The following is a 23,642-nucleotide window of genomic DNA, read 5'->3' on the forward strand; positions in this document are numbered from 1 at the left end:
GGGCATATAGCAGGTGCGTTCGGCGTTGTGTCATGTCAGGATTACGTTCTACTTATCAAAACGGACAGGAGAACCGCTTGCGAGACCAGGAGAGCTTTGTCCCCGTCGAGGACGAGCTCGACGACGTCACCACCGGCGAGATGGATCTGTCGGAGCGGCAGTCCCTCCGACGCGTCCCGGGCCTGTCAACCGAGCTCACCGACGTCACCGAGGTGGAATACCGCCAGCTGCGGCTGGAGCGGGTCGTCCTGGTGGGCGTCTGGACCGAAGGCACTGTCACCGACGCGGAAAACTCGCTGACCGAGCTCGCCGCGCTGGCCGAAACCGCCGGTTCGCAGGTGCTCGAAGGGCTCATCCAACGTCGTACCCGACCTGACCCGGCCACGTACATCGGCCGTGGCAAGGTCGACGATCTTGGCGCGGTGGTGCTCTCCACCGGCGCCGACACGGTCATCTGTGACGGTGAGCTGTCCCCGTCGCAGCTGCGCAACCTGGAGCAGCGCACCAAGGTAAAGGTCGTCGACCGCACCGCGCTGATCCTCGACATCTTCGCCCAGCACGCCAAGAGCAAGGAAGGTAAGGCGCAGGTCGAGCTGGCCCAGCTCGAATACCTGCTGCCCCGACTGCGCGGTTGGGGTGAGACGCTCTCCCGGCAGACCGGTGGTTCCGGCCGGGGTGGCGGCGCCGGCGGCGGTGTGGGTGTCCGTGGTCCCGGTGAGACCAAGCTGGAGACCGACCGGCGGCGCATCCGCCACCGCATCTCCCGGCTGCGTCGCGAGATCAAGAGCATGAAGACGGTACGCGTGACGAAGCGTTCCCGCCGTTCCCGCAACTCCGTCCCCGCGGTGGCCATCGCCGGCTACACCAACGCCGGCAAGTCCAGCCTGCTCAACCGCCTGACCGGCGCGGGCGTGCTGGTGGAGAACGCGCTGTTCGCCACGCTGGACCCGACGACCCGCAAGGCCACCACCTCGGACGGGCGGCTCTACACCCTCTCCGACACCGTCGGCTTCGTCCGACACCTCCCGCACCAGATCGTCGAGGCGTTCCGCTCGACGCTGGAGGAGGTCGCGCAGGCGGATCTGGTGGTGCACGTCGTGGACGGCACCCACCCGGATCCGGAGGAGCAGGTCCGGGCGGTCCACACGGTGCTTGCCGAGGTCAGCGCGGACCGGCTCCCCGAGCTGTTGGTGGTCAACAAGACCGACGCCGCTGACGAGGACACTCTGCTGCGGCTCAAGCGGCTCTGGCCAGACGCGATCTTCGTGTCCGCGCACTCCGGGCGGGGCATGGACGAGCTGCGCGCGGCGATCGAGGAGCGGCTGCCGAGTCCGGCCGTCGAGGTCCGGGCCGTGCTGCCGTACGACCGGGGCGACCTGGTGGCTCGGGCGCACCGTACGGGTGAGGTGCTCAGCACGTCGCACCTGCCGGAGGGCACTCTGCTGCACGTCCGGGTCGGCGCGGAGCTGGCGGCGGAGCTGACGGCCTTCGACGTGGAACGGCAGGGGCAGGCGGCCGGCAGCCGATCCTGAGCGGCCACGGCGTCATCCCCCGGAAACGCGCGGCATGCGACACTGGCCGAATGCGCCGCGTTGTTTCCTCGGTCACGGTTGCCCTCGGCCTGCTCGGGGCAACCGTGGCGCTCGCCGGATCCGCCGCGGCGGCTCCCGCCCCTGGGGCGTCCGGGCCGCCCGCCGCGAACCCTGGCCAGAAGCGATGCACGATCACCGACGAGCGCCTACGGGAGCTGTCCGGGCTGGTTGCCACCAAGAGTGGCTACATCGTCATCAACGACGGCACCGACGTCGCCGAGCGCAAGCGGGTCTTCTTCCTCGACAGCAAGTGCAAGATCTCGAAGGAGCCGGTCCGCTACTCGGGGCAGGGTCCGTTCGACACCGAGGATCTCGCCCTGTCCAAGGACGGCCGCACCCTCTGGATCGCCGACACCGGTGACAACCCCGACTCGAAGGAGCGCCGCAGCCGCGTCGCGCTCTGGTCGATGCCGGTCACCGGCGCCAAGCAGCCGACGCTGCACCGGCTCTCCTACCCCGAGGCCAAACCGCACGACGCTGAGGCGTTGCTCATCGGCGACGACGGAAAACCGCTCATCATCACCAAGGTGACCAGCGGCAAGGCCGAGATCTACACGCCGTCGGCGGCCCTCAAGAGCGGCGACACCGAGCCGGTGCCGATGCGTAAGGCCGGCGAGCTCACGCTGCCGAAGACCCAGACGGAGAACACCCTCAACACGTTCGGCCGGATCGCCATCACCGGCGCGTCCCGGGCACCGGACGGCTCCCGGGTGGTTCTGCGCACGTACGCGGACGCCTTCGAGTTCGACGTGACCGGTGGCGACATCGTGGGTGCGCTCACCACCGGCAAGCCGCGGGTCACGCCGCTGGCCGACCCGTTCGGCGAGGCCATCAGCTACACCCCGGACGGAAAGTCGTTCCTCACCGTCTCCGACGCGGGCCGGTTCAGCGAGGACGAGCCGATCGACATCCTCGGCTACACCCCGTCCACGTCGACGGCCGCGCCACTGGCCGCCGAGGACGGTGCCAAACCGGCCGCCTCGAAGTCCTGGACCGACGGGCTGAGCCTCGACGACATCACGTACCTGGTGGGGGCCGTCGGGCTGATCGGCCTGCTGTTGGTCGCCGCCGGAATCTTCGGCATCGTTCGCGCTCGCCGTCGGCCGCCGACAGCTGACGCGTCCGACCCGTCGGAGCCGGACGATGAGCCGTTCGGCCCGCGTGCCGGCCGTGCCGTTGACGGGTTCCCTGCCGACGATGACCGCAGGGGTGGTGTGTACGGGGGCGGCGCACCGGCCGGCGGCGCTGTCTACGGCGGTGGTGCGGGTCGCGGCGGCCCGGCCCCGGCGGGTGGCGCGGGTCGCGGTGGCCCGGCCCCGGCGGGCGGTGGGGTGTACGGCGGTGGCGGCCGGCCGGCCTCGGCTGACGGCGGCTACGGTGCGCCGCGACCCGACGGCGGCGGTGCCGGCGTTTACGGCGGTGGTGGTCGTCCCCCCGCTGGTGGCGGTGGTCGTCCCCCGGTCGGGGGTGGTGGTCGTCCCCCCGCCAGCGGCGGTGGCCGTCCCCAGGGTGGCGGTGGTCGTCCGCAGGGCGGCGGTGGCCGTCCTGGCGGTGGCGTGTACGGCGGTGGTGACGGCGGTCAGCCCGGTCGCGCGGAGCCGCCCCGGCGCGGTGGGCAGGAGCCCGACTACCGGGGTCAGCGGCCCAGCCGGCGACGTGACGAGGACGCGCCCGTCGATCCGTACGGGCAGTATCCCGGGGGCGGTCGCGGCCCACGGGGCGACCGTTACTGATCGGACGCTGTAGCGCTCACCCGATCTGACGAGCGGTGCGGGTGAGCGCTGGTGGCACCCACCCGCCGATCGGTCAGATCCGGCGTAGCACCGCCACGACCCGGCCCATGATGGTGGCGTCGTCGCCGGGGATCGGGTCGAAGGCCGGGTTCTGTGGCATCAGCCAGACGTGCCCGTCGCGCCGCCGGTAGGTCTTCACCGTCGCCTCGCCGTCGAGCATGGCGGCCACGATCTCGCCGGAGTCGGCGGTCGGCTGCTGCCGGACGACCACCCAGTCGCCGTCGCAGATCGCCGCGTCGAGCATCGAGTCGCCCTTGACCTGGAGCATGAAGACCTCGCCCTCACCCACCAGCTCGCGGGGGAGCGGGAAGATGTCCTCCACGGCCTGCTCGGCGAGGATCGGCCCACCGGCGGCGATCCGACCGAGCATCGGCACGTACGCCGGGGTGGGCCGCTGTGCCCTCGACAACTCGTCGTCGATCGCCTCGCTGGGGGCGCGGACGTCCACCGCGCGCGGCCGGTTCGGGTCGCGGCGCAGGAAGCCCTTCTTCTCCAGCTCCTTGAGCTGGTAGGCGACGCTGGACGGCGACACCAGGCCGACCGCCTCGCCGATCTCGCGGACGCTCGGCGGGTAGCCGTGCCGTTCCACCCAGGTGCGGATGAACTCCAGGATGCGCCGTTGGCGGGCGGTCAGGTCGACCGTCGCCGGGTCGGGGAAGGCGCTGACCACCGGGGTGACCGGACGCACGGCGGGCTGACCCGTCCGGCTGCGCGCGGCGCTGCGGCGTCGGGTGGCCGGGGGGCCCGCCTCGGTGATCTGCTGCGGGCTCTTCGGCCGGCTGGCCCGGTCCTCGGTCACGTCCGTCCTCCCTGGTCGGCGCTGGGTGCCTCGTCGGCTCGTGGTGCGTGCGGTGGTGCCACGTTGTTCATGACCGTATAGGTGAGATCAGTCATTTTCAAACATCTGTACGACCTCTCACCGGCGTGTCGGGGTGAAAAAGCGCTCCGCTCGTACGGATGTTCTGATAAATGGTACGTCAGGTAGCACTGGTGTTCGATCCTGCATCATTTTCCGGCTGGGTCCGGCCCGCTGGCCGGTAACCCGGGCGGCATCGTGACGTTGGGTCTTCGGGCGTTGTGCGGTGCGTTGATGACCGGATGGTCCGTGACGCGCCGGACACGCCGACCAACTTGACCCGGCTTCCGCAGCGACATACCGTCGACCCCTAGATGTAGTAGTGACACGGGCGTAAGTTGCCTACAGGTTGGGTCTGACTACCGACCGCACTCCCGTAAGGTTCACCACGGCGGGCGCTGTGAGCGCATCACATCGCCGTGGTGAGTCGTGCCCGGGTGTGCCCGGTACGACGCGGTTGATCACGATTAGGAGGTAGGCGATGCGGTGTCCGTACTGCCGGCACGCTGACTCCCGGGTGGTCGACTCGCGGGAGGCCGACGACGGCCAGCTCATCCGACGGCGGCGATCCTGCCCGGAGTGCGGCAAGCGGTTCACCACCGTCGAGGAGGCGGTCCTCGCTGTCGTCAAGCGCAGCGGGGTGACCGAGCCGTTCAGTCGCACGAAGATCATCGGCGGGGTGCGTAAGGCGTGCCAGGGCCGGCCCGTGGACGACGACTCCCTCGCGCTGCTCGCGCAGCGGGTGGAGGAGTCGGTCCGGGCCAAGGGGGCCGCCGAGATCCCCAGCCACGACGTGGGCCTGGCGATCCTGGGTCCGCTACGCGACCTGGACGAGATCGCCTACCTGCGGTTCGCCAGCGTCTACCGCTCGTTCGACTCGCTCGCCGACTTCGAGCGCGAGATCGAGACGTTGCGGGCCGCGGCGCGAGCCCGGGAGCAGGGCCGGGCCGATGCGGTGGAAACCGCCGGCCGTACCAGCTGAGTCTTCACGGTTTTTCAAAGAGATTGGGACGCGCGGTGGGGCACCGCGCAGACGAGGGGGGCGACGGCGTGACAACTAGCCGTTCACGAAACAAGGCAGGCGCGGGGCTGAAGATCGAGCGGGTGTGGACGACCGAGGGGGTCCACCCGTACGACGAGCTCTCCTGGGAGCGCCGTGACGTCGTGATGACGAACTGGCGGGACGGCTCGATCAACTTCGAGCAGCGTGGGGTGGAGTTCCCGGAGTCGTGGAGCGTCAACGCCGCGAACATCGTCACCACCAAGTACTTCCGGGGAGCGGTGGGGACCCCGGAGCGCGAGTGGTCGCTCCGGCAGCTGATCGACCGGGTGGTCACCACCTACCGCACCGCTGGTGAGGAGTACGGCTACTTCGCGAGCCCGGCCGACGCCGAGGTCTTCGCGCACGAGCTGACCTGGATGCTGCTGAACCAGGTGTTCAGCTTCAACTCGCCGGTCTGGTTCAACGTCGGCACGCCGTCGCCGCAGCAGGTCAGCGCCTGCTTCATCCTGGCCGTCGACGACTCGATGGACTCGATCCTCGACTGGTACAAGGAGGAGGGGCTGATCTTCAAGGGCGGCTCCGGCTCCGGGGTCAACCTGTCGCGCATCCGTTCGTCCCGTGAGCTGCTCTCCTCCGGCGGCAACGCCTCCGGCCCGGTCAGCTTCATGCGCGGCGCGGACGCCTCCGCCGGCACCATCAAGTCCGGCGGCGCGACCCGCCGGGCGGCCAAGATGGTCATCATCGACGTGGACCACCCGGACATCCAGGAGTTCGTGGTCACGAAGGCGCGCGAGGAGGACAAGATCCGCGCGCTGCGTGACGCCGGGTTCGACATGGACCTCGGTGGCTCCGACATCGTCAGCGTGCAGTACCAGAACGCCAACAACTCGGTCCGGGTCTCCGACGAGTTCATGTCGGCGGTCGAGAACGGCAAGGGCTTCGACCTGCGCGGCCGGCTGGACGGCTCGGTGATCGAGACCGTCGACGCCAAGAACCTGTTCCGCTCCATCTCCCAGGCAGCCTGGGAGTGCGCCGACCCCGGTCTGCAGTACGACGACACGATCAACGACTGGCACACCTGCCCGGAGACCGGGCGGATCACCGCGTCGAACCCGTGCTCGGAGTACCTGCACCTGGACAACTCGTCGTGCAACCTGGCGTCGCTCAACCTGATGAAGTTCCTCCGCGCCGACGGTGGCTTCGAGGTGGAGAAGTTCGTCAAGTCCGTCGAGTTCGTCATCACCGCGATGGACATCTCGATCTGCTTCGCGGACTTCCCGACCGAGAAGATCGGCGAGACGTCCCGCGCCTACCGGCAGCTGGGCATCGGCTACGCCAACCTGGGCGCCCTGCTGATGGCCTCCGGCCTGCCGTACGACTCGGAGCAGGGCCGCTCGGTCGCCGCGTCGATCACGTCGCTGATGACCGGCACCGCCTACCGCCGTTCCGCCGAGCTGGCCGGCGTCGTCGGCCCGTACGACGGCTACGCCCGCAACGCTGAGCCGCACAAGCGGGTCATGCGCAAGCACGCCGCGGCGAACGACGAGATCAAGCCGACCAGCCCGGTGGCCACCGCGATCGTCCGTGAGGCGACCAAGCAGTGGACCCAGGGCAACAAGATCGGCGACAAGAACGGGTGGCGTAACGCGCAGGCCAGCGTGCTCGCCCCGACCGGCACCATCGGCTTCATGATGGACTGCGACACGACCGGCGTGGAGCCGGACCTGGCGCTCGTCAAGTTCAAGAAGCTCGTCGGCGGCGGCTCGATGCAGATCGTCAACCAGACGGTGCCGCGCGCCCTGCGCAGCCTCGGCTACCCCGAGGAGCAGGTCGAGGCGATCGTCGAGCACATCGCCGACCACGGCCACGTGGTGGACGCCCCCGGCCTCAAGCCGGAGCACTACCCGGTCTTCGACTGCGCCATGGGGGAGCGGACGATCGCCCCGATGGGTCACGTGCGGATGATGGCGGCCATCCAGCCGTTCGTCTCCGGCGCGATCTCCAAGACGGTCAACATGCCGGAGGCGGCCACCGTCGAGGACGTCGAGAAGATCTACTTCGAGGGCTGGAAGCTCGGCCTCAAGGCGCTGGCGATCTACCGGGACAACTGCAAGGTCGGCCAGCCGCTGTCGGTGGCCAAGTCCAACAAGACCACCGAGCCGGCCGCCGTCGAGACCGCAACGGCCGCGCCGGCCGCGGTCGAGAAGGTCATCGAGTACCGGCCGGTGCGTAAGCGCCTGCCGAAGAAGCGCCCGTCCGAGACGGTCAGCTTCTCCGTCGGTGGCGCCGAGGGCTACCTGACCGCGTCGTCCTACCCGGACGACGGCCTCGGTGAGGTCTTCCTGAAGATGTCCAAGCAGGGCTCGACCCTGGCCGGCGTGATGGACGCCTTCTCGGTGGCCATCAGCATCGGCCTCCAGTACGGCGTGCCCCTGGAGACGTTCGTCAGCAAGTTCACCAACATGCGCTTCGAGCCGGCCGGCATGACCGACGACCCGGACGTGCGGATGGCAGCCTCGGTGATGGACTACATCTTCCGTCGCCTGGCACTGGACTTCCTGCCCTACGAGCGTCGCGCCGAGCTGGGCATCTTCACCGCGTCGGAGCGGGCCGCGCAGCTGCGGGCCGAGGCCGACGCGGAGGCCGCCGCCGTCACCGGTGCCGACCTCACCGCGATGGCGTCGTCCGCGCCGGTGGAGACCCCGGCCAAGCCGGAGGCTGTCGCCCAGCCGGCCCAGGAGATGGCCGACGTGGCCGCCGCCAAGCCGGCTCCGAGCGTGGGCTCCAGCACCGAACTGCTGGAGGCCGTGATCGGCAAGGCCGCCGACGCGCCGCTCTGCTTCACCTGCGGTACGAAGATGCGCCCCGCCGGTAGCTGCTACGTCTGCGAGGGCTGCGGCTCCACCAGCGGCTGCAGCTGACACAAGCAACGAGCCCCGGGCGTTGGCGCGCCTGGGGCTCGTGAGCCGGGATGGAGCCCGACTGGTGTGCACCACGGATCCTCGCTCCTCCCGGCTCGATCGTGCAAGTCGATCGAGTGCGGAGAGGGGGTGTTTTGCATCATGGCGAAGAAGGCCGCTGGCACGTATCGCAGTGCCGTGACTGGTCGTTTCGTGACGGCTAAGTACGGCAAGTCGCATCCGGCTACGACCGTCAAGGAGAGCCGGAAGTAGTAAGCATCCAGGTGGGCGCCGAAGTTGATTGCCGCCCGTCTGGTTACATGCGAACACCCAGCCCGCCGTGACTCTGAGTCGCAGGCGGACCAACCCGCTGCCCCTGCTTCCCAATCTTGGGAATGGGAAGCAGGGGCAGTTGAGGTTGGAGTCTCAGACTTCACTCGAGGAGCCATGATGGCGATTAGCCCTAGCGAGTTCAGGCGCCGTATGCGCGCAGCTCAAAGGCAGGTAGAGCAGCAGTTCAAGCAGGTCGAAACGCAGCTTAAGCGGGACGTCGCCGCTCACAACCGAAAGATTGAAGCTCAAAATCGTAAGGCGTTGGCCGAGCGCAGCCGCCTTGTCGACCAGCACAACAGGCGAGCCCAGGCGCATAACAAGAAGTTGATCGATGACATAAATCATCGGCTTGCTGCAGCGGGCCGGTCCAGCACCGCCTACAGTCAAGACGAACGGGTGTTGGTAGAGCGTGTCCAGCATGCTATACCCCAAGATTCGCGTGAGTACGACATCTTCCTGAGCTACGCAAGGATCGATGGAAGTCGTGTCGCGAATGAGCTCTGCAGCAGCCTTGTTGACTTGGGGCTCAGCGTCTGGTTTGACGAGCTGATCATCCGCCCAGGTAAGAGCCTCTCCCTACAGATGGATCAAGGCCTGCGGAAGGCTCGGGCTGGAGTGGTAGTGCTTACCCCTGCTTATCTAACTGGGCGGTTTTGGACCGAACGTGAACTCGGTGCTCTGCTGCACAAGGAGACGTTGATACCTGTGTTGAGCGGCGTCACTTTCGAGGACGTCAAGCAATACAGCGGGATACTTCCAGATTTGGCTGGATTCACGACCGAGATCGATAGCGTTCCTGACATTGCGGCTAAGATTGCCGGAGCATTTACCGTCGATGCTTAGTTGCACTTCTAGATGCGTGGACGTATCGCATTAGTTCGGCTGGAGGTTCCGGCTTGCGCAGTAAGCCGGAACCTCGCTAATCAGCGCTCTAGTGCTGAGATGAAGTTCTGCCAACACTGAGCTTCGAAGCGAAGGGTCTGGCGGTTGCAGTCCTTGCTGTCTCGGACCTCGACAGCGTGCTCGACCTGCCGGACCTCGACGCAGGCGCCGTTGCTGCCGCTGCGGGTGCTCTTGCGCCACTGCGAATCCACTGCGCGTCTCCTACGCCTCGCGCCTCGCGCTCCGGATCTCCTCGATCATGGTGGCCGAGTCAGTCGGTGACATGGCTGCGGCGCGCAGGCTGTTGAACACCACCGTACAACGCCTCACGTCTTCGCCTTCCGCGTAGAGGTCGCCCGTGAGGCCCTCGATGTAGACCACGCCGGGTCCGTCCGCGAAGTTGAGGATGTGGAAGCTCGTCAACATCGAGGCGTAGGCGCCCTCGCGGAACGGGATCACCTGGAGGGTCACGTTCCAGCGCTTGCCAGCGTCGAGCAGTGCGGTGAGTTGTTCGGCCATGATGGCCGCTCCACCGATCTGGCGGTGAAGGACTGCTTCGTCGAGTACCGCGACGAGTCGCAGCTTGCCCGATGCGATCAGTTCTTGACGCTGCATCCGCACTGCGACACGTCGCTCTACGGCCTCGGGCGATGGCTCGAAGGCGTCCTCGCTGGTCATCGCTCGGGCGTAATCCGCAGTCTGGAGCAACCCGGGGACCACCAACGTCTCGAAGTTCTGCACCTCCTCGGCTGCGGACTCCAAGCCGATGTACTGGCGGTACGAAGACGGTAGATCGCCGTACTTGGCCCACCAGCCGCGCTGCTTGCCTGTCTTCGCCATCGACAGGAGCGTGTCGCGCAGCTCGAGATCGGCGACGCCGTACCGGTCGAGCAGGGCGTTGAGCGCCGGTGCCTTGATGCCAACGCGTCCGGCTTCGATCCGCCGGAGCGTGCTCGCCGAGACCTCGATGACGTCGGCAGCCTGTTCGGCCGTGACGCTGGCCTCTTCGCGGACCCGGCGGAGCTGTGCACCGAGCTGGAAGCGAACGAAGGTCGGACTCTCCATGGCGGTCATTGTGCCGCCACGGCAGCCGCGTCGGCTGACCGGACACGCGCACGCCTTTTGAGTGGATAGCGTTGACCGTATGAAAATGCGCGCGCAAAATGAGCGCGCAGTTCGATGTGTCTGACGCGAACCATCGGAGGGTCGATGCCAGACCGGGTGCCGTACGACGACTACCTGCTGGCGGTGGCGCTGACCTTGGCTCGGCGGCATCGGCCGGTCTGGTCGTGGCGACGGTGGCGGTGGGTCTGCCGGTGTGGAGCTGATCTGCCGTGTCGGGCCAGGCACCGCATCCCGATCCGACGAGGCCACTGGCCGGGGGAGGAGCAGGAGTGACTGAGGATCAGGCCGGACGAATCTTGTCCGTGCACCTTCCCGGCGTCGACGGGCTCTGCGCAGGCTGTCGCTGGTGGTGGGCACGGCTGTCTCCGTACCCCTGTTATCAGGCGGAATGGGCGGCCCGCTGGCACGCCCGGTCGGTCACCTGGCGCTTCATGGATGGTCTGTCGTGACCACCCACGGCCCGGTCCTTCCGGTGTGGACCTGCGGCGGCTGCGCCGCGCCCTGGCCCTGCCGGACCCGGCGCACGGAGTTGCACGCCGAGTTCGAGGGCGCACCCGTGTCGTTGGCCCTCTACATGGGGTCCTACCTGGTCTGGGCGGCCGAGGATCTGACCTGGGTGCCTGCCGGGATGCTGCACCGACGTTTCCTGGGTTGGGTCCGGTGAGTCTGATCCGGCGAGGCGATGAGCGGTTCCACTACAGCGACAACTCGCACAAGTGGATCCCGCCGAACCCGGACTACGACCAGGAGGTCTGGGACGAGATGGTCCGCCAGCACCAGCTCCAGCACCTGGAGGAGATCTCCAACCGCAGGAGGCCGCCTCGATCAAGTGATGAAAAGTAGGTCTGAAGATGGCCCTGGGACCTACTTTTCATCACTTGATCTTGGAGTCGGGCGGACCGGGCTACTGGTTTGCTCGTTCGGCGGCGCGGACGGCGTTGCGGAACAGCATCGCGACGGTGGTCGGGCCGACTCCGCCGACCCGCGGGGTGATGGCGCCGGCCACCTCGGCGCACACTTCGTCCACGTCCGGCAGGAGGCGCCGCCCGTCGTAGCGGACGCCGGCGCCGATGACGACCGCGCCGGGCTTGACGTGCTCAGGCTTCACGATCCCGGGTACGCCAGCGGCGGCCACGAGGATGTCGGCGCGGCGGGTGTAGCGGTCCCAGTCGGGCACGCCGGTGTGGACGACGGTGACGGCGGCGTTGGCTGTCGGGCGCTTCTGGGCGAGCAGCATGGCCAGGGGGCGGCCCAGGGTGGCGCCGCGGCCGAGGATGACGACCTCACGGCCGGCGACGGGGATCTCGTAGTACGCCAGGAGGGCTTCGATGCCCGCAGGGGTGCACGGCAGCGGGCCGGGCAGGCCGACGGCGAGACGCCCCATGTTCAGTGGGTGCATGCCGTCGACGTCCTTGTCCGGGTCGATGGTCTGCAACGCCGCGTCGTAGTCCAGATGCCCCGGCACGGGGTACTGCACGAGCAGCCCGTGTACGTCCGGATCGGTGTTGAATCGGGCAATGGCCTGGTGCAGCTCGGCCTGGGTGGCGGTGGCCGGCAGATGCACGTGCGGGGAGGCGAACCCGAGCGCGGCGGCCTGACGCTGCTTGATGGCGATGTAACCGGCGCTGGCGTCGTCGTCGCCGACGAGGATGGTGGCGAGGCTCGGTGTGATCCCGCGGCTGCGCAGCCGGGCGGCTGCGGCGGCGGTCTCGGCCAGGACGGCTTCGGCGACGGGTGCACCCGGCAGGAGTCGGGCCGCGCCCGATGGGGTGTGGTGCTCGGCGGATGGGCTGGTCGTGGTCATGACGGTTCCTCGACGCAGGCGCCCAGGCGGTCGACGCCCGCGAGAGGCTCCCCGATGGTTTTGACCATCCCCGTGCCGCCAGTCGCCGGTGCCTCGATCATGCCCCATCACCAGGGCAACTGCCCAGTTGGACCAGCAGCGAACGCTTCGATCTGCGCGGGATCGATGGTGTAGTGCACGACGCAGGTGATCACGCCGTCACCCTACGGCCGGATGTTCGGTAACACTCGCGCTCCGCCTGACGAAGAAGAGGTGTGAAGGCTACGAGGGAGGACGGCCTGTGAATGAGCCGAGCCGAGCCGATGGTGATATTTCCGGCATCGGAGCCGATCCGGTGGCTTTCGAGGTCTTCTACCGTCGGCACCTGGAGGCGGTGGGCCGGTTCGTGGCGCGGCGGGTCGACGACCCGCATCTCGCCGCTGACCTCACCGCCGACGTGTTCCTGGCGGTGATCGAATCGGCGGCGGGCTACCGGCCGGAGCGGGGCAGCCAGATCGGCTGGCTGTACGGGGTGGCCCGCAACGTCATCGGCGACGAGCGACGTCGGGCTGCCCAACGGCTGCGGGTGACCGGCCGACTGGCCGGACGACGGGACCTCGGCCCCGATGACATCGCGCGCATCGAGGAGCGGATCGACGCCGAGTCGGCGGCCCGCCGCACCCACAGGGCGCTGAGCGAGCTGCCCGAGGGCACCCGGACGCTTGTCGAACTCGTCGCCGTGGACGGCCTCAGCGTCGCGGAGGCGGCGACAGTGCTGGGGATGTCACCGGTGGCCGCTCGGGTCCGCCTGCATCGTGCCCGCCGCATCGTCCGCGCCGTGCTCGCCCGCCCGGTCACCACCCTCGCCTGAGAGACGGAGATGACGATGAACGAGACCGCACGGTCGCCGCAGGGGTTCGAGGAGCAGCTTCTCAGGGATCTGACCGCACACGTCGCCCAACGGGCCGAGGAGGCGTCGGCGGTCCGTCCCGCCGGACGCCATACCCAGTTCCTGCGCGGTTGGCGTCTCGTCGGAGCGCTCGGACTGGTGGTGACGTTGACCGTCGGTGCGCTGGCGGTCCAGACCGTGAGGTTGGGCGATCAGCCGCCGCCGACTGCCAGCGCGTCGGAGATCTTCCACCTGGCGGCCGACGCGGCTCGACAACAGCCGGAACTCACCGCCCGACCCGACCAGTACGTCTTCACCGAAACCCTGGCGACGATCCGGGACCTGCCGGACAGCGGGCCCTACCAGACCATCCGGAACCAGCTGTGGCAGTCGGCTGGCGGAGTCGCGTACACGAAGGGACGCTACCGACCGGAGAGCGACCCCAACGGGTGGGGCGAGCTGAGGGAGCTCCGGATGGACGATGCCGCCGATCCCACGAAGGAGCTCGACGCGTTCCAGCCGCCGGCGTACCACGGCGACCTGCCCACCGACCCGGACGAGCTGCTTCGCTACCTTCGGGAACACCCGGTCGACCTGCATCTCCCCGAAGGGGCCGACGAGGAGGCCCTCTACGCGGACGAGAGCATGGCGTACACCACCGCGCGGTCGATGCTTGACGGCTACGTGCCGCCCCGCGCGCTCGCGGCGCTGTATGAAGTGCTGGCCCGGGAGCCCGGCGCGACAGTCATCTCCGCCGACGTGGTGGACGCCGCAGGCCGGCACGGGGTGGCGATCCGGATGCCCGGCGTGATCGCTGGCAACGTGGACCTGCTCTTCGACCGCGACACCCACGTCTTCCTCGGGCGCCGCCACTCGGTGATACGCAACGGCAAGGAGTCACTGGAGTCGGCTGCCGCGCTCCTGCGGGTCGCCATCGTCGACCGGCCGGGCCAGGTGCCGTGAGCGAGCCGGTCACGGCCGGTCGGTCAGGGCTGGGCGAACAGGGGGCTGTAGTTCGAGCGGAACATCTGCTCGCCGAGGCGGCGCATCACCAGGTCGCGCAGCGCGGGTGGGAGCCCGGTGGCCTTGTCGCGGCGATGGGTCTGGCTGAGCACCCAGTCGGTACGCGGGCGGCGCCGCGCCTCGTACCCGCGCAGGGCCTCGGCAACGGACCCGGCGGTGGCCAACGAGGAGGCGAGCACGAAAGCGTCCTCCAGGGCCATCGCCGCGCCCTGGGCCATGTTCGGTGAGGTGGCGTGGGCGGCGTCGCCGATCAGCAGCACCGGCCCCCGGGACCAGGAGTCGAGCACGACCTCCTGGTTCGGCCCGGAGTGCAGGGTGCTGTCGTCGTAGTCGAGGGCCTTGAGCATGGTGGCCACCGGCTCGGTGAACGTCTCGGCCAGCTCGTCGCGCCAGCCGGGCCGGTCGGCCACCGGACCGTCGTTGTAGTAGCAGTACGTCTGCTCGGCGCTGATCGGGATGGTCAGGAACTGCCTGCCGCGCCCCAACTGCACCGACCAGACCGGCTCGTCGTCGACGCGGGGAGCGACCCACCGATACGCGTACTGGCCGAGGTCGCGGGCGGCCTGCCCGTCGAAGGCGAGCCGGCGGACCGTCGAGTTGACCCCGTCCGCGCCGAGCACCAGGTCGTACCGTTCGGTGGCGCCGTCGTCGAACTCGACGGCGACCTGGTCGCCCTCCGCGAGGAGCGCGACCGGTTGGCGACCCCAGCGGACCGGGGTGTCGCCGACGCCGGCGAGCAGCGCCCGGTGCAGTTGTGCCCGCGGCAGCGACACGCACGGCCCGACGCCCCGCCACAGCGCGGCCACATCGATGTCGAAGAGGCGACGCCCGCGCTGGTTGGCGCTGCGCTGCCGGGTGATCTCCACGGAGACGTCGGCGACCGGCTCCCGCAGACCGAGTACGTCGAGCATCCGGGTGGCGTTGCCGGTCAGGTAGATCCCGGTGCCGGAGTCGGTCGGCCCGGATGCCCGCTCGACCACGTCGACAGTGGCACCCCACTCGCGCAGCGCGGCAACCGCCGCAAGCCCGGCGACACCTCCGCCGACGATCAGTACCCGGACGCCGTCACCCCGCACGACACATTCCTCCCCGTTGCCCCTGCGCGACCCCGCTGAGCTGCTGCTCAATGGTCCAGCCGCGGCAGCACTCTACGAGGCGGGTGAGCCGGCGCACGGGAACGGGGGCTGAAATACCGAGGAATGGGCTGCGACGATGAGGCCATGACGACCGCTGAGACGTACGCCGAGTTCGGCAGCCGCGAGGCGCGCGGTGTGTCGCCCACGTATGAACGCCTGTCGCAGGCGGTCGCCCGCGACGATGACCTGCTCACCCTGCTCGACGGGCTGCCGCCGGCCAAGCGGCAGCCGAATCTGCTGTTCGGCGTCGTCCGTTGGCTCGGTGGCCCGGTCGACGACCCGGCCGCGTTCCACGACTACGTGGTGACGCACTGGCCGGCCATCGAGACGCAGATGCTCACCCGGGCGACCCAGACGAACGAGGCGGGCCGATGCGCGGTCCTGCTGCCGGTGCTCGCCGCGCTACCGCAGCCCCTCGCCCTGCTGGAGGTCGGTGCGTCGGCCGGGCTCTGCCTCTACCCCGACCGGTACGCGTACCGCTACGGCGACCATCAGGTCGGCTCGGGTGAGCCGCTTCTCGACTGCTCGGCCAGCGGGTTGGTGCCGCCGGCAGGCGTACCCCGGGTGGTGTGGCGGGCCGGGCTCGACCTCAACCCGCTCGACGTGACCGACAGCGACGACGTGTCCTGGTTGGACGCGCTGATCTGGCCGGAACAGGCCCATCGGCGGGCCCGGCTGCGCGCCGCGGCGGCGGTGGCCGCGGCCGACCCGCCGTTGTTGGTCCGCGGTGACCTGGTGGACGATCTGCCGGCGCTGGCCGCGCGGGCGCCGACCGATGCGACGCTGGTGGTCTTCCACACGTCCGTGCTCTATCAGGTGCCGTCCCCGCGCCGGGACGCGTTCGTCCGGTTGGTCGGCGAGCTGCCGGGGCACTGGGTGGCGAACGAGGCGCCAACGGTGCTCCGGTACGACGGGCTGCCCGCCCCGCCGAGCGACGCGCTGCACAACGTCCTCGCGCTCGACGGAAGGCCGCTGGCCTGGACCAGAGGCCACGGTCAGTCGCTCACCTGGTTCGGCTGACGTCACCGGGCCGACCGGCGGCCAGGCCGTTGGTTCGACCCGGTCAGCTCAGCGGGCCGGCTCGGACATCCGGTGGCGAAGGGCCCGGATGAACCAGTCCACCGCAGGCGTCGTCGCATCGCCTGTCGACCAGCCGTTGAGCACCGCCAACAGGTCGAGGTAGCGGTCCCGGCGGGGGTCGTTGGCAGGCACCAGCCGGTCGAGCAACCGCTGACGCAGGTCGGCCTCGTCGGAGTGACCGTGCAGGTTCGCGTACCGGTTGGTGACGGCCGCGACCACCGGACCGGCGTCCGGGCTGGTCGGGTCGAGACCGGCCGCGAGGGCGGGTGCCACCGCGTTCCGGACCAGCGCGACGGCGTCCGGGCGGGGCAGCCCCGGGATGTCGTGGTCGGCGGCGTGCTGCCGCGCGAGCCGTCGCATCCGGGCCCGGAACTCCCGGTCCCGGCACAACTCGGCCAGCTCCAGCCACGCCTCGACCTGCTCAGTGCTCGGGTCGTCGGGAAGCTCCGGTGTCATGGAGACGATCACACCCTGGTACGCGGTCTGGTCGCCGAGGCCGGCGAATACGCCGTCCAGGAACTCCGCCACCAACTGCCCGCGTTCGCGGGTGCTGAGCTGGGCCAGCCGGTGCAGCTCATCCACCTCGGTCGGGCCCGACCCGCGTTTCGCCGCGACGGTGAGCACCGCCTGGCGCAGCCGCAGCACCCGGATCTGCACGGCCAACGCCTCGGCGTGCGCGGCGGCCACCTCGTGCAGGGGCACCTCGTCATTGACCACCCGCCGGATGGTGGCCAGGTCCAGGCCCAGGTCACGCAACGTCCGGACCAGCTCCAACCGGGCCACGGCCGCCGGGCCGTACCGCCGGTAGCCGGCCGGGCTCCGATCGGTCGGCGGCACGATCCCGCTGTCGGCGTAGTACCGGATGGTCTTGACGCTCAGGCCGGTCCGTCGGGCCAGCTCGCCGATCGTGTGACGCGTCTCCCCGCTCATGCCCCCACCCTCGCGCCTCCCCCCGGTGGAGACTCAAGCACCATCCGAGCCGGCGAGGAATGCCGCGACCGTCGCGGTGAACACCTCGGCGTCGTCGAGCCACGGGTAGTGCCCGGCGCCCGGCTGGACGACCAGCGTGGCGCGCGGACTCAGCTCGGCGAACCGGGCCACCAGTCCCGGCGGCGCGGCCAGGTCGACCGCACCGGCGAGCAGCAGCACCGGGCCTCGATGCGCGGCGAGCGCCGTACGACTGGCCGGCGGATCGAAGGCGCCTTCGGAGCTGAAGACCCCTGCCGCCTCGTCGTTGCGCTGACCATCCTCGGCCGCTTGATGCGCCCGTGCCGTCTCGTCCCACCGCCCGTAGAGGAACGGCGCGATTGCCTGCCGGGCGTCCGGGTCGGCCTGACCTGAGAGGACCGACTCCAACGCCGCTGCCGCCGCTGGAAACCACGGCTCGTCGGCCCGGGGCTGGATGACCTCCTGGCGCTGGGCAGCGGTCACCTCCAGCCCGACCGCTCGGATGCTCGGGTTGATGAGCGCGAGTCGGCCCACCCGATCGGGGTGCCGGGTCAGGTATCGCAGAGCCAGGTTGGCGCCGGCGGAGTGCCCGAGCAGATCCAGCCGGTCGAGGCCCAGGTGTCCGCGTAGCGCCTCCACATCGTCGACCATGCGGTCGCAGCGGTAGGTCGAGACGTCCGCTGGGGCCCCCGAGCGGCCGGTGCCCCGCGGATCGAGGATGACAAGCGTCCGGTGTGCGCCCAGACCGCCGAGGTCACCGAGGTACGCGGCGTCGCGCATCGGCCCGCCCGGCAGGCAGACGAGCGGGTCTCCAACCCCGACCGTCCGGTACGCGAGGGTGGTTCCGTCGATCCCGGCGAAGGTGCTGATCATCGGTCAGCGGACCCGCTGGTGGCGGAGCAGGACCACGCCGTTGCCGAAGACGCGGCTCTCCACCAGCCGCAGACCAGTCGGGGTCTCGGCGTCGGGGAAGAGTCGGCGGCCCCGACCGACAAGCACCGGGTGAACGTAGATCCGGTACTCGTCGATCAGGTCGTGTCGGGCGAACGTCGCGGCCAGGTCGGCCCCACCGAGCGCCAGGTCGCCGCCCGGTTCGGCGGTGAGTTTGCGGACCTGCTCCACGTCGACCTCGCGCACGACTGTGGAGTTCCAGTCGGCGTGGTCGAGGGTGCGCGAATAGACGATCTTTGGCATGTCCCGCCAGATCCGGGCGAACTCGCGCTCCGGGCCGCTGGCGGTCGGGTCCTGATCGGCGGTCGGCCAGTAGGCGGCCATCAGCTCGTAGCTGACCCGGCCGTTGAGGAACCCGCCCATCGGGGCGATCACGTCGTTGAAGTGCTGGTGCAACTCCTCGTCGACCTGGTGCCAACTGATGTCGCCACCCGGGCCTTCGAAGAACCCGTCCAACGACAGGCTCATCTGCACAACGATCTTCCGCATCGCGTCTCCTCCGTAGGATCCGATGGTTGTCGACCTCGATCGTCGTCGGACCGTACGACGAAACGCGACCACGCCGGGGGCATGTCGCCGGATTCCAGGCAGCGGGAGGCCGACACCGCACCGTCCCTAGACTGCTGCGGTGAGCGAAGAGCGGAAACCCCTGGCCGGCCGGCCGCTCACCGAGCCGCACCCCTCCCGGCTGTCCCCGGAGCACCCCGACCGGGCCCGGATCCTCGCCGCGCACACCGCCGCGTTGGCCGCCGGTGAGGCTGGTTACCTCGACCCGGCGAGCGGGCTGTTCGTGCTCAGCGCCGGCTTCCTGGCCCGTCGTGGCACGTGCTGCGGGCGCGGCTGCCGGCACTGTCCGTACGTGGACGATCCACCGTCGGAATAGGCGTCAGCGGGGGCTTTCGCCCGACACCGACACCCCGTACGGTGTCCGACGGACACCTGGCGGGCGCCTTCCGCCGTCGGTCGGCGAGAGGGTGGAACGTGCGCGGGCGGATCATGGTCGCCGGGCTGGCCGGGCTGCTGGTGAGCGGGTGCGCCGACGAGGCGGAACCGGTGGCGGTGCCGCCGCCGGTGCCGATCGCGGTGGACGTGGCGGCGGCCTCCTCGGGCGGCGCCTGCCGTCTGCTGGACTTCGCGGTGATCGAGCAGGCGGTGAAGGTCCGCTTCGACGTGGCGGCGGCCAGCGAGCAGGGCGACACCCACACCTGTGTGGTCCGGGCCGCGGGTGCCACCCTGCCGGAGTTGGCGCTCAGCGTGACCGAGACCACGATCGACAAGACCACCTTCGGCACGGACGTGGTGCCGGACAAGGCGGCGAAGGTCACCGGGCTGGGTCAACAGGCGTACAAGCGGACCACCGCGGCGGCGAGCGGGCACGGGCCGGTCGCCGAAGTCGGCTGGCTGGCCGGCGACGGAAGGCTGGCCACGGTGAGTTGGACCACGGCCCGTGGCAGTGAGCGCTCGGCGGCGGAGAAGCTGACCGGTGACCTGACCGCGTTGGCGAAAAAGGTGGACACCCGGGCGTTGTGACGCCCGGATGCCCGGTTGATCAGTTGGCGGCGACGAAGACCCGGGAGGCGACCTCGCGGGGCAGCCGCACCCGGTCACCGGAGCGGTCGATCGACACCCCGTCGCGCTCCTGGGCCACTGTCACAGTGGCGCCCGGGTCGACACCGGCGGCGTGCAGCTGACGCAGCACGTCGCCGTCGGTCTGCACGCTCTCGCAGATCCGGCGGACCACCACCGGCCCGGAGAGGCCGGGGAAGGCCAGGTTGCGCTCACCCTCGGCGGCCTCGGTCGCTTCCGCCTCGGGGGAGCCCAGCTCCTCCAGACCCGGGATCGGGTTGCCGTACGGGGAGCGGGTCGGCCGGTTGAGCAGGTCGTAGACCCGCTTCTCCACCGCGTCGCTCATCACGTGCTCCCAGCGGCAGGCCTCCTCGTGGGCCTCCTCGTAGGGCATCCCGATGACGTTGACCAGCAGCAACTCGGCGAGACGGTGCTTGCGCATCACGGAAACGGCCGAGCCGCGACCCAGCGCGGTGAGCGTGAGGTGTCGGTCACCCTCGACGGTGAGCAGGCCGTCGCGCTCCATCCGGGCGACGGTCTGGCTCACTGTGGGGCCGCTCTGTCGTAGCCGCTCGGCGATCCTGGCACGCAGCGGCGGCACCCCCTCCTCTTCGAGTTCGAGGATGGTGCGCAGGTACATTTCGGTCGTGTCGACCAGGTCGTGAGACTTCATAACGTCAGCGGCCCTCCGGTGCACGATGGTACCTCGGGTAAACGGCCGACGACCGTCGCCGAACCGCATGCCGTCCCGCCGAATGGTGTTGGATGTCGCCATGTCCGGTACCCAGGAGCCGTTGGTCGAGGTCGACCGGCTCGCCGCCGAGCTCGACCAGGTCGACCCGCCCACCCTGCTCGACGTCCGCTGGCGGCTCATCGGCCCGCCCGGGCACGACGACTACCTCGCCGGCCACCTGCCGGGGGCCGTCTTCGTCGACCTGGACACCGCGCTCTGTGGGGTGCCGGGCGTCGGCGGCCGGCACCCGTTGCCCGACCCGGCAGCGTTGCAGGCGGCTCTGCGGGCCGCCGGCGTCCGCGCCGGTCACCCCGTGGTGGTGTACGACGGCGGCGACGGCATGGCCGCCTCGCGGGCCTGGTGGACGCTGCGCTGGGCCGGCCACCGGCCGGTGCGCCTGCTGCACGGTGGCTATCCGGCCTGGGTCGCCGCCGGCCGACCCGTCTCCACCGACGCGCCCGCCTCACCGCCCGGTGACATCGTGGTGCGCCCCGGGGATCTCCCGGTGCTCGACGTCGGGCAGGCCGCCGCGTTGGCCGCCGCGGACGATGCCGTGCTGCTCGACGTACGGGCGGCGCCCCGCTACCGGGGCGAGGTCGAGCCGATCGACCCGGTGGCCGGGCACGTGCCGGGAGCGGCGAACCTGCCCGCCGGGGAGTACGTCGGGCCGGACGGCCGCTTCCTGGCCGCCGACGTGCTGAGTGAGCGGTTCGCCGCCGCCGGGGTGACCGAGGGGCGGGCCGTCGCGGCGTACTGCGGCTCGGGGGTGACCGCCGCCCAGGCGGTGCTGGCGCTGCACCTGGCCGGCCGGACGGACGCCGCGCTCTACGTTGGATCGTGGAGCAACTGGGTGGCGGACCCGGCCCGACCGGTCGCCTCGGGGTCGACACCCGGCCGCTGACCAGCGCGTGCGGTGGGCCCGCGCCGATCCTCGTGCGACGATGGGCTCATGTCCGACGACACTGTGGTGGTGTGGGACGAGTCGCTGCTCGCCTACGACATGGGTGACCATCCACTCGACCCGGTCCGGGTGGAGCTGACCATCGCGCTCGCCCGCGATCTGGGCATCCTGAATCGGCCAGGGGTGCGGATGGTCAAGCCGGAGCCCGCAGACGACGCCCTGCTCACCCGGGTGCACGCGCCGGCCTACCTCGCCGCCGTGCGCAACGCGCCGCGCGACCCGCTCTTCGCCGGGTACGGGCTGGGCACCTCCGACAACCCGGTCTTCGAGGGCATGCACGAGTCCAGCGCGCTCATCGCCGGCGCGACGGTTGCCGCCGCCGAGGCGGTCTGGCGCGGCGACGCCCGGCGGGCGGTGAACGTGGCCGGTGGGCTGCACCACGCGATGTCCGCCCGAGCCTCCGGCTTCTGTGTCTACAACGACCCCGCGGTGGCCATCGCCCGTCTGCTCGACCTGGGCGCCGAGCGGGTCGCGTACGTGGACGTCGACGTGCACCACGGCGACGGCGTGCAGGACATCTTCTGGAACGACCCACGGGTGCTGACGGTCAGCCTGCACGAGACCCCGCTGGCGCTCTTCCCGGGCACGGGTTTCCCGGACGAGACGGGTGGGCCGGGTGCGCAGGGCACCGCGGTCAACATGCCGTTGCCGCCGGGTGTCGACGACAGCGGCTGGCAGCGCGCGTTCCACGCGACAGTGCCGTCGGTGCTGCGCGCGTTCAAGCCGCAGATACTGGTCAGCCAGTGTGGCGCCGACGGCCACCGGCTGGATCCGCTCGCCGATCTCAACCTGACGGTGGACGGGCAGCGGGCCACCTACCTGGCGCTGCGGGCGCTCGCCGACGAGCTGTGCGACGGCCGGTGGGTGGCCACCGGCGGCGGCGGGTACGCGCTCGTCGAGGTGGTGCCCCGGGCCTGGAGTCACCTGCTGGCGGTGGCCACCGGTGACCCGATCGACCCGGCCACGCTCACCCCACCCGCGTGGCGGGACCTGGTCACCTCCCGAGGTCTGGGCCGGGAGGTGCCGCTGCGGATGACCGACGACGCCGACCCGTCGTACGAGCCGTGGCAGCCGACCGGCGAGCCGAACGCGGTGGACCGGGCGATCGCGGCCACCCGCAAGACGGTCTTCCCGCTGCTCGGGCTCGACCCGCACGATCCGCGGGACTGAGCCGGGCCGTTCGGTGACGAGTCTGGACCAGCCGGTCGACGTGCTGCTCAGCGATGGCAGCACTGTCCAGTTGCGACCGATCGACCCGGCCGACGCGCCGGGCATCGTGGCGATGCACAGCCGGTTCTCCGAGCGCACCCGCTACCTGCGGTACTTCTCGCCGTACCCACGCATCCCGGAACGGGATCTGATCCGTTTCGTCACGGTGGACCACCACGACCGGGAGGCGTTCGTGGTGCTGGCCGCCGACCAGATCGTCGCTGTCGGCCGGTACGAGCGGCTCGGCCCGCAGGCCCCCGAGGCGGAGGTGGCCTTCGTGGTGGAGGACGCCTACCAGGGGCGGGGGATCGGCTCGGTGCTGATGGAGCACCTGGCCGACGCGGCCCGGCGCAACGACATCATGAGCTTCGTCGCGGAGGTGCTGCCGGCCAACGGGACGATGCTGCGGGTCTTCGCCGACTTCGGCTACCAGGTCCAGCGCGAGTACGCCGACGGCGTGGTCCACCTGAGCTTCCCCATCGCGCCCACCGAGGCCAGCCTGGAGGTGCAGCGCGGCCGGGAGCACCGCACCGAGGCCCGCTCGATCGCCCGGCTGCTCGCCCCGCGCGGCATCGTCGTCTACGGTGCCAGCGCCACCGGCCAGGGCGTCGGCGCGGCGGTGCTCGGGCACCTGCGCGACGGCGGGTTCACCGGTGCGGTGGTGCCGGTGCATCCGAGCGCGTCGACAGTGGCGGGCCTCCCCGCGTACCCGTCGGCTGTTGCTGCCGGAGCGCCGGTGGACCTGGCGGTGGTGGCGGTCCCACCGGAAGCGGCGACCGCTGTGGTCGCCGACGCCGCCGCCGCGGGGGTGCACGGCCTGGTGGTCATCTCGGCCGGCTTCGCCGAGGCCGGCGGCGAGGGCGCGGCCACCCAGCGGGC

24 protein-coding genes are annotated in these 23,642 nt (G+C 70.3%); 15 read left to right on the plus strand and 9 right to left on the minus strand.

What is annotated here, in order from left to right; translation table 11 throughout:
• The first annotated feature begins 77 nt into the window (after nt 1-77).
• Both hflX and AB0B48_RS06985 read left to right on the plus strand, forming a co-directional pair.
• The gene (gene hflX, locus AB0B48_RS06980) at nt 78-1,532 is read left to right on the plus strand and encodes a GTPase HflX (RefSeq protein WP_357197068.1); all 1,455 of its coding nucleotides are present in this window, start codon (nt 78-80) and stop codon (nt 1,530-1,532) included.
• A 50-nt stretch (nt 1,533-1,582) separates the two neighbouring features.
• Nucleotides 1,583-3,325, plus strand: coding sequence for a hypothetical protein (locus AB0B48_RS06985; RefSeq protein WP_357197071.1), 1,743 nt, complete (start codon nt 1,583-1,585; stop codon nt 3,323-3,325).
• A gap of 73 nt (nt 3,326-3,398) precedes the next feature.
• On the opposite strand, the gene lexA is transcribed toward AB0B48_RS06985, so the two are convergent.
• The gene (lexA, locus tag AB0B48_RS06990) at nt 3,399-4,184 is read right to left on the minus strand and encodes a transcriptional repressor LexA (protein WP_091400540.1); all 786 of its coding nucleotides are present in this window, start codon (nt 4,182-4,184) and stop codon (nt 3,399-3,401) included.
• Nucleotides 4,185-4,722: 538 nt separating this feature from the next.
• Here lexA and nrdR point away from each other — a divergent pair.
• The 3 genes from nrdR (at nt 4,723) to AB0B48_RS07005 (ending at nt 9,320) form a co-directional block, all read left to right on the plus strand.
• Nucleotides 4,723-5,223 (plus strand): transcriptional regulator NrdR, encoded by a 501-nt coding sequence (gene nrdR / locus AB0B48_RS06995; protein ID WP_124854399.1) that lies wholly within the window; start codon nt 4,723-4,725, stop codon nt 5,221-5,223.
• Nucleotides 5,224-5,258: 35 nt separating this feature from the next.
• Nucleotides 5,259-8,165 (plus strand): vitamin B12-dependent ribonucleotide reductase, encoded by a 2,907-nt coding sequence (locus AB0B48_RS07000; RefSeq protein ID WP_357197075.1) that lies wholly within the window; start codon nt 5,259-5,261, stop codon nt 8,163-8,165.
• Between the two features lie 429 nt (nt 8,166-8,594).
• The gene (locus AB0B48_RS07005; protein WP_357197078.1) at nt 8,595-9,320 is read left to right on the plus strand and encodes a toll/interleukin-1 receptor domain-containing protein; all 726 of its coding nucleotides are present in this window, start codon (nt 8,595-8,597) and stop codon (nt 9,318-9,320) included.
• An 80-nt stretch (nt 9,321-9,400) separates the two neighbouring features.
• Here AB0B48_RS07005 and AB0B48_RS07010 read toward each other — a convergent pair whose 3' ends face one another.
• Together AB0B48_RS07010 and AB0B48_RS07015 are read right to left on the minus strand one after the other, a co-directional pair.
• Nucleotides 9,401-9,571: a DUF397 domain-containing protein gene (locus tag AB0B48_RS07010; RefSeq protein ID WP_357197081.1), complete on the minus strand. Its 171-nt coding sequence runs from the start codon at nt 9,569-9,571 to the stop codon at nt 9,401-9,403.
• Nucleotides 9,572-9,581: 10 nt separating this feature from the next.
• Nucleotides 9,582-10,424, minus strand: coding sequence for a helix-turn-helix transcriptional regulator (locus tag AB0B48_RS07015; RefSeq protein WP_357197084.1), 843 nt, complete (start codon nt 10,422-10,424; stop codon nt 9,582-9,584).
• Nucleotides 10,425-10,929: 505 nt separating this feature from the next.
• Here AB0B48_RS07015 and AB0B48_RS07020 point away from each other — a divergent pair.
• A complete protein-coding gene (locus tag AB0B48_RS07020) occupies nt 10,930-11,148 on the plus strand; it encodes a hypothetical protein (protein WP_357197087.1) in 219 nt (72 codons plus the stop codon).
• Nucleotides 11,145-11,327 carry a hypothetical protein gene (locus AB0B48_RS07025; RefSeq protein WP_357197090.1) on the plus strand — a complete coding sequence of 61 codons (183 nt, stop codon included), beginning with the start codon at nt 11,145-11,147 and terminating at the stop codon, nt 11,325-11,327. The genes AB0B48_RS07020 and AB0B48_RS07025 overlap by 4 nt, the downstream gene beginning before the upstream one ends.
• Nucleotides 11,328-11,388: 61 nt before the next feature.
• Here AB0B48_RS07025 and AB0B48_RS07030 read toward each other — a convergent pair whose 3' ends face one another.
• Nucleotides 11,389-12,288 (minus strand): bifunctional 5,10-methylenetetrahydrofolate dehydrogenase/5,10-methenyltetrahydrofolate cyclohydrolase, encoded by a 900-nt coding sequence (locus AB0B48_RS07030; RefSeq protein ID WP_357197092.1) that lies wholly within the window; start codon nt 12,286-12,288, stop codon nt 11,389-11,391.
• Nucleotides 12,289-12,622: 334 nt separating this feature from the next.
• On the opposite strand from AB0B48_RS07030, the gene AB0B48_RS07035 reads away from it, so the two are divergent.
• Nucleotides 12,623-13,138 (plus strand): sigma-70 family RNA polymerase sigma factor, encoded by a 516-nt coding sequence (locus AB0B48_RS07035; protein ID WP_357197095.1) that lies wholly within the window; start codon nt 12,623-12,625, stop codon nt 13,136-13,138.
• Nucleotides 13,139-13,153: 15 nt separating this feature from the next.
• On the plus strand, nt 13,154-14,119 hold the full coding sequence (locus AB0B48_RS07040; RefSeq protein WP_357197098.1) for a CU044_5270 family protein: 966 nt from the start codon (nt 13,154-13,156) through the stop codon (nt 14,117-14,119).
• A gap of 23 nt (nt 14,120-14,142) precedes the next feature.
• Here the strand turns inward: AB0B48_RS07040 and AB0B48_RS07045 are convergent, their stop codons facing one another.
• Complete coding sequence (locus AB0B48_RS07045; protein WP_357197101.1) at nt 14,143-15,255, minus strand: FAD-dependent monooxygenase; 1,113 nt, start codon at nt 15,253-15,255, stop codon at nt 14,143-14,145.
• 144 nt (nt 15,256-15,399) lie between these two features.
• On the opposite strand from AB0B48_RS07045, the gene AB0B48_RS07050 reads away from it, so the two are divergent.
• Nucleotides 15,400-16,335 (plus strand): DUF2332 domain-containing protein, encoded by a 936-nt coding sequence (locus tag AB0B48_RS07050; protein ID WP_357197104.1) that lies wholly within the window; start codon nt 15,400-15,402, stop codon nt 16,333-16,335.
• A gap of 48 nt (nt 16,336-16,383) precedes the next feature.
• Here the strand turns inward: AB0B48_RS07050 and AB0B48_RS07055 are convergent, their stop codons facing one another.
• From AB0B48_RS07055 to AB0B48_RS07065, 3 genes are read right to left on the minus strand one after another with little or no spacing between them, the layout of a single operon-like run.
• Nucleotides 16,384-17,325: a MerR family transcriptional regulator gene (locus AB0B48_RS07055; RefSeq protein ID WP_357197107.1), complete on the minus strand. Its 942-nt coding sequence runs from the start codon at nt 17,323-17,325 to the stop codon at nt 16,384-16,386.
• A gap of 33 nt (nt 17,326-17,358) precedes the next feature.
• Entirely contained in the window at nt 17,359-18,216 is an 858-nt protein-coding gene (locus AB0B48_RS07060) for an alpha/beta hydrolase (protein ID WP_357197110.1), read from the minus strand.
• A 3-nt stretch (nt 18,217-18,219) separates the two neighbouring features.
• Nucleotides 18,220-18,783, minus strand: a complete 564-nt coding sequence (locus AB0B48_RS07065) for a dihydrofolate reductase family protein (protein ID WP_357197113.1) — start codon at nt 18,781-18,783, stop codon at nt 18,220-18,222.
• A 139-nt stretch (nt 18,784-18,922) separates the two neighbouring features.
• Between AB0B48_RS07065 and AB0B48_RS07070 the strand changes: the two genes are divergently transcribed.
• Together AB0B48_RS07070 and AB0B48_RS07075 are read left to right on the plus strand one after the other, a co-directional pair.
• Nucleotides 18,923-19,177, plus strand: coding sequence for a DUF5522 domain-containing protein (locus AB0B48_RS07070; protein WP_355009894.1), 255 nt, complete (start codon nt 18,923-18,925; stop codon nt 19,175-19,177).
• A gap of 98 nt (nt 19,178-19,275) precedes the next feature.
• Nucleotides 19,276-19,824 (plus strand): hypothetical protein, encoded by a 549-nt coding sequence (locus AB0B48_RS07075; RefSeq protein ID WP_357197117.1) that lies wholly within the window; start codon nt 19,276-19,278, stop codon nt 19,822-19,824.
• Nucleotides 19,825-19,843: 19 nt separating this feature from the next.
• Here AB0B48_RS07075 and AB0B48_RS07080 read toward each other — a convergent pair whose 3' ends face one another.
• Nucleotides 19,844-20,533 carry a metal-dependent transcriptional regulator gene (locus AB0B48_RS07080; protein WP_355009892.1) on the minus strand — a complete coding sequence of 230 codons (690 nt, stop codon included), beginning with the start codon at nt 20,531-20,533 and terminating at the stop codon, nt 19,844-19,846.
• A 100-nt stretch (nt 20,534-20,633) separates the two neighbouring features.
• Between AB0B48_RS07080 and AB0B48_RS07085 the strand changes: the two genes are divergently transcribed.
• From AB0B48_RS07085 to AB0B48_RS07095, 3 genes are all read left to right on the plus strand, one after another.
• Complete coding sequence (locus AB0B48_RS07085) at nt 20,634-21,494, plus strand: sulfurtransferase (protein ID WP_357197121.1); 861 nt, start codon at nt 20,634-20,636, stop codon at nt 21,492-21,494.
• Between the two features lie 48 nt (nt 21,495-21,542).
• Nucleotides 21,543-22,724, plus strand: coding sequence for an acetoin utilization protein AcuC (locus AB0B48_RS07090; protein ID WP_357197124.1), 1,182 nt, complete (start codon nt 21,543-21,545; stop codon nt 22,722-22,724).
• 13 nt (nt 22,725-22,737) lie between these two features.
• Nucleotides 22,738-23,642 (plus strand): GNAT family N-acetyltransferase (locus AB0B48_RS07095; RefSeq protein ID WP_357197127.1); only part of this gene is annotated, 905 nt, incomplete at its 3' end.

Source organism: Micromonospora sp. NPDC049089 (assembly GCF_040648775.1).
GTDB lineage: Bacteria > Actinomycetota > Actinomycetes > Mycobacteriales > Micromonosporaceae > Micromonospora.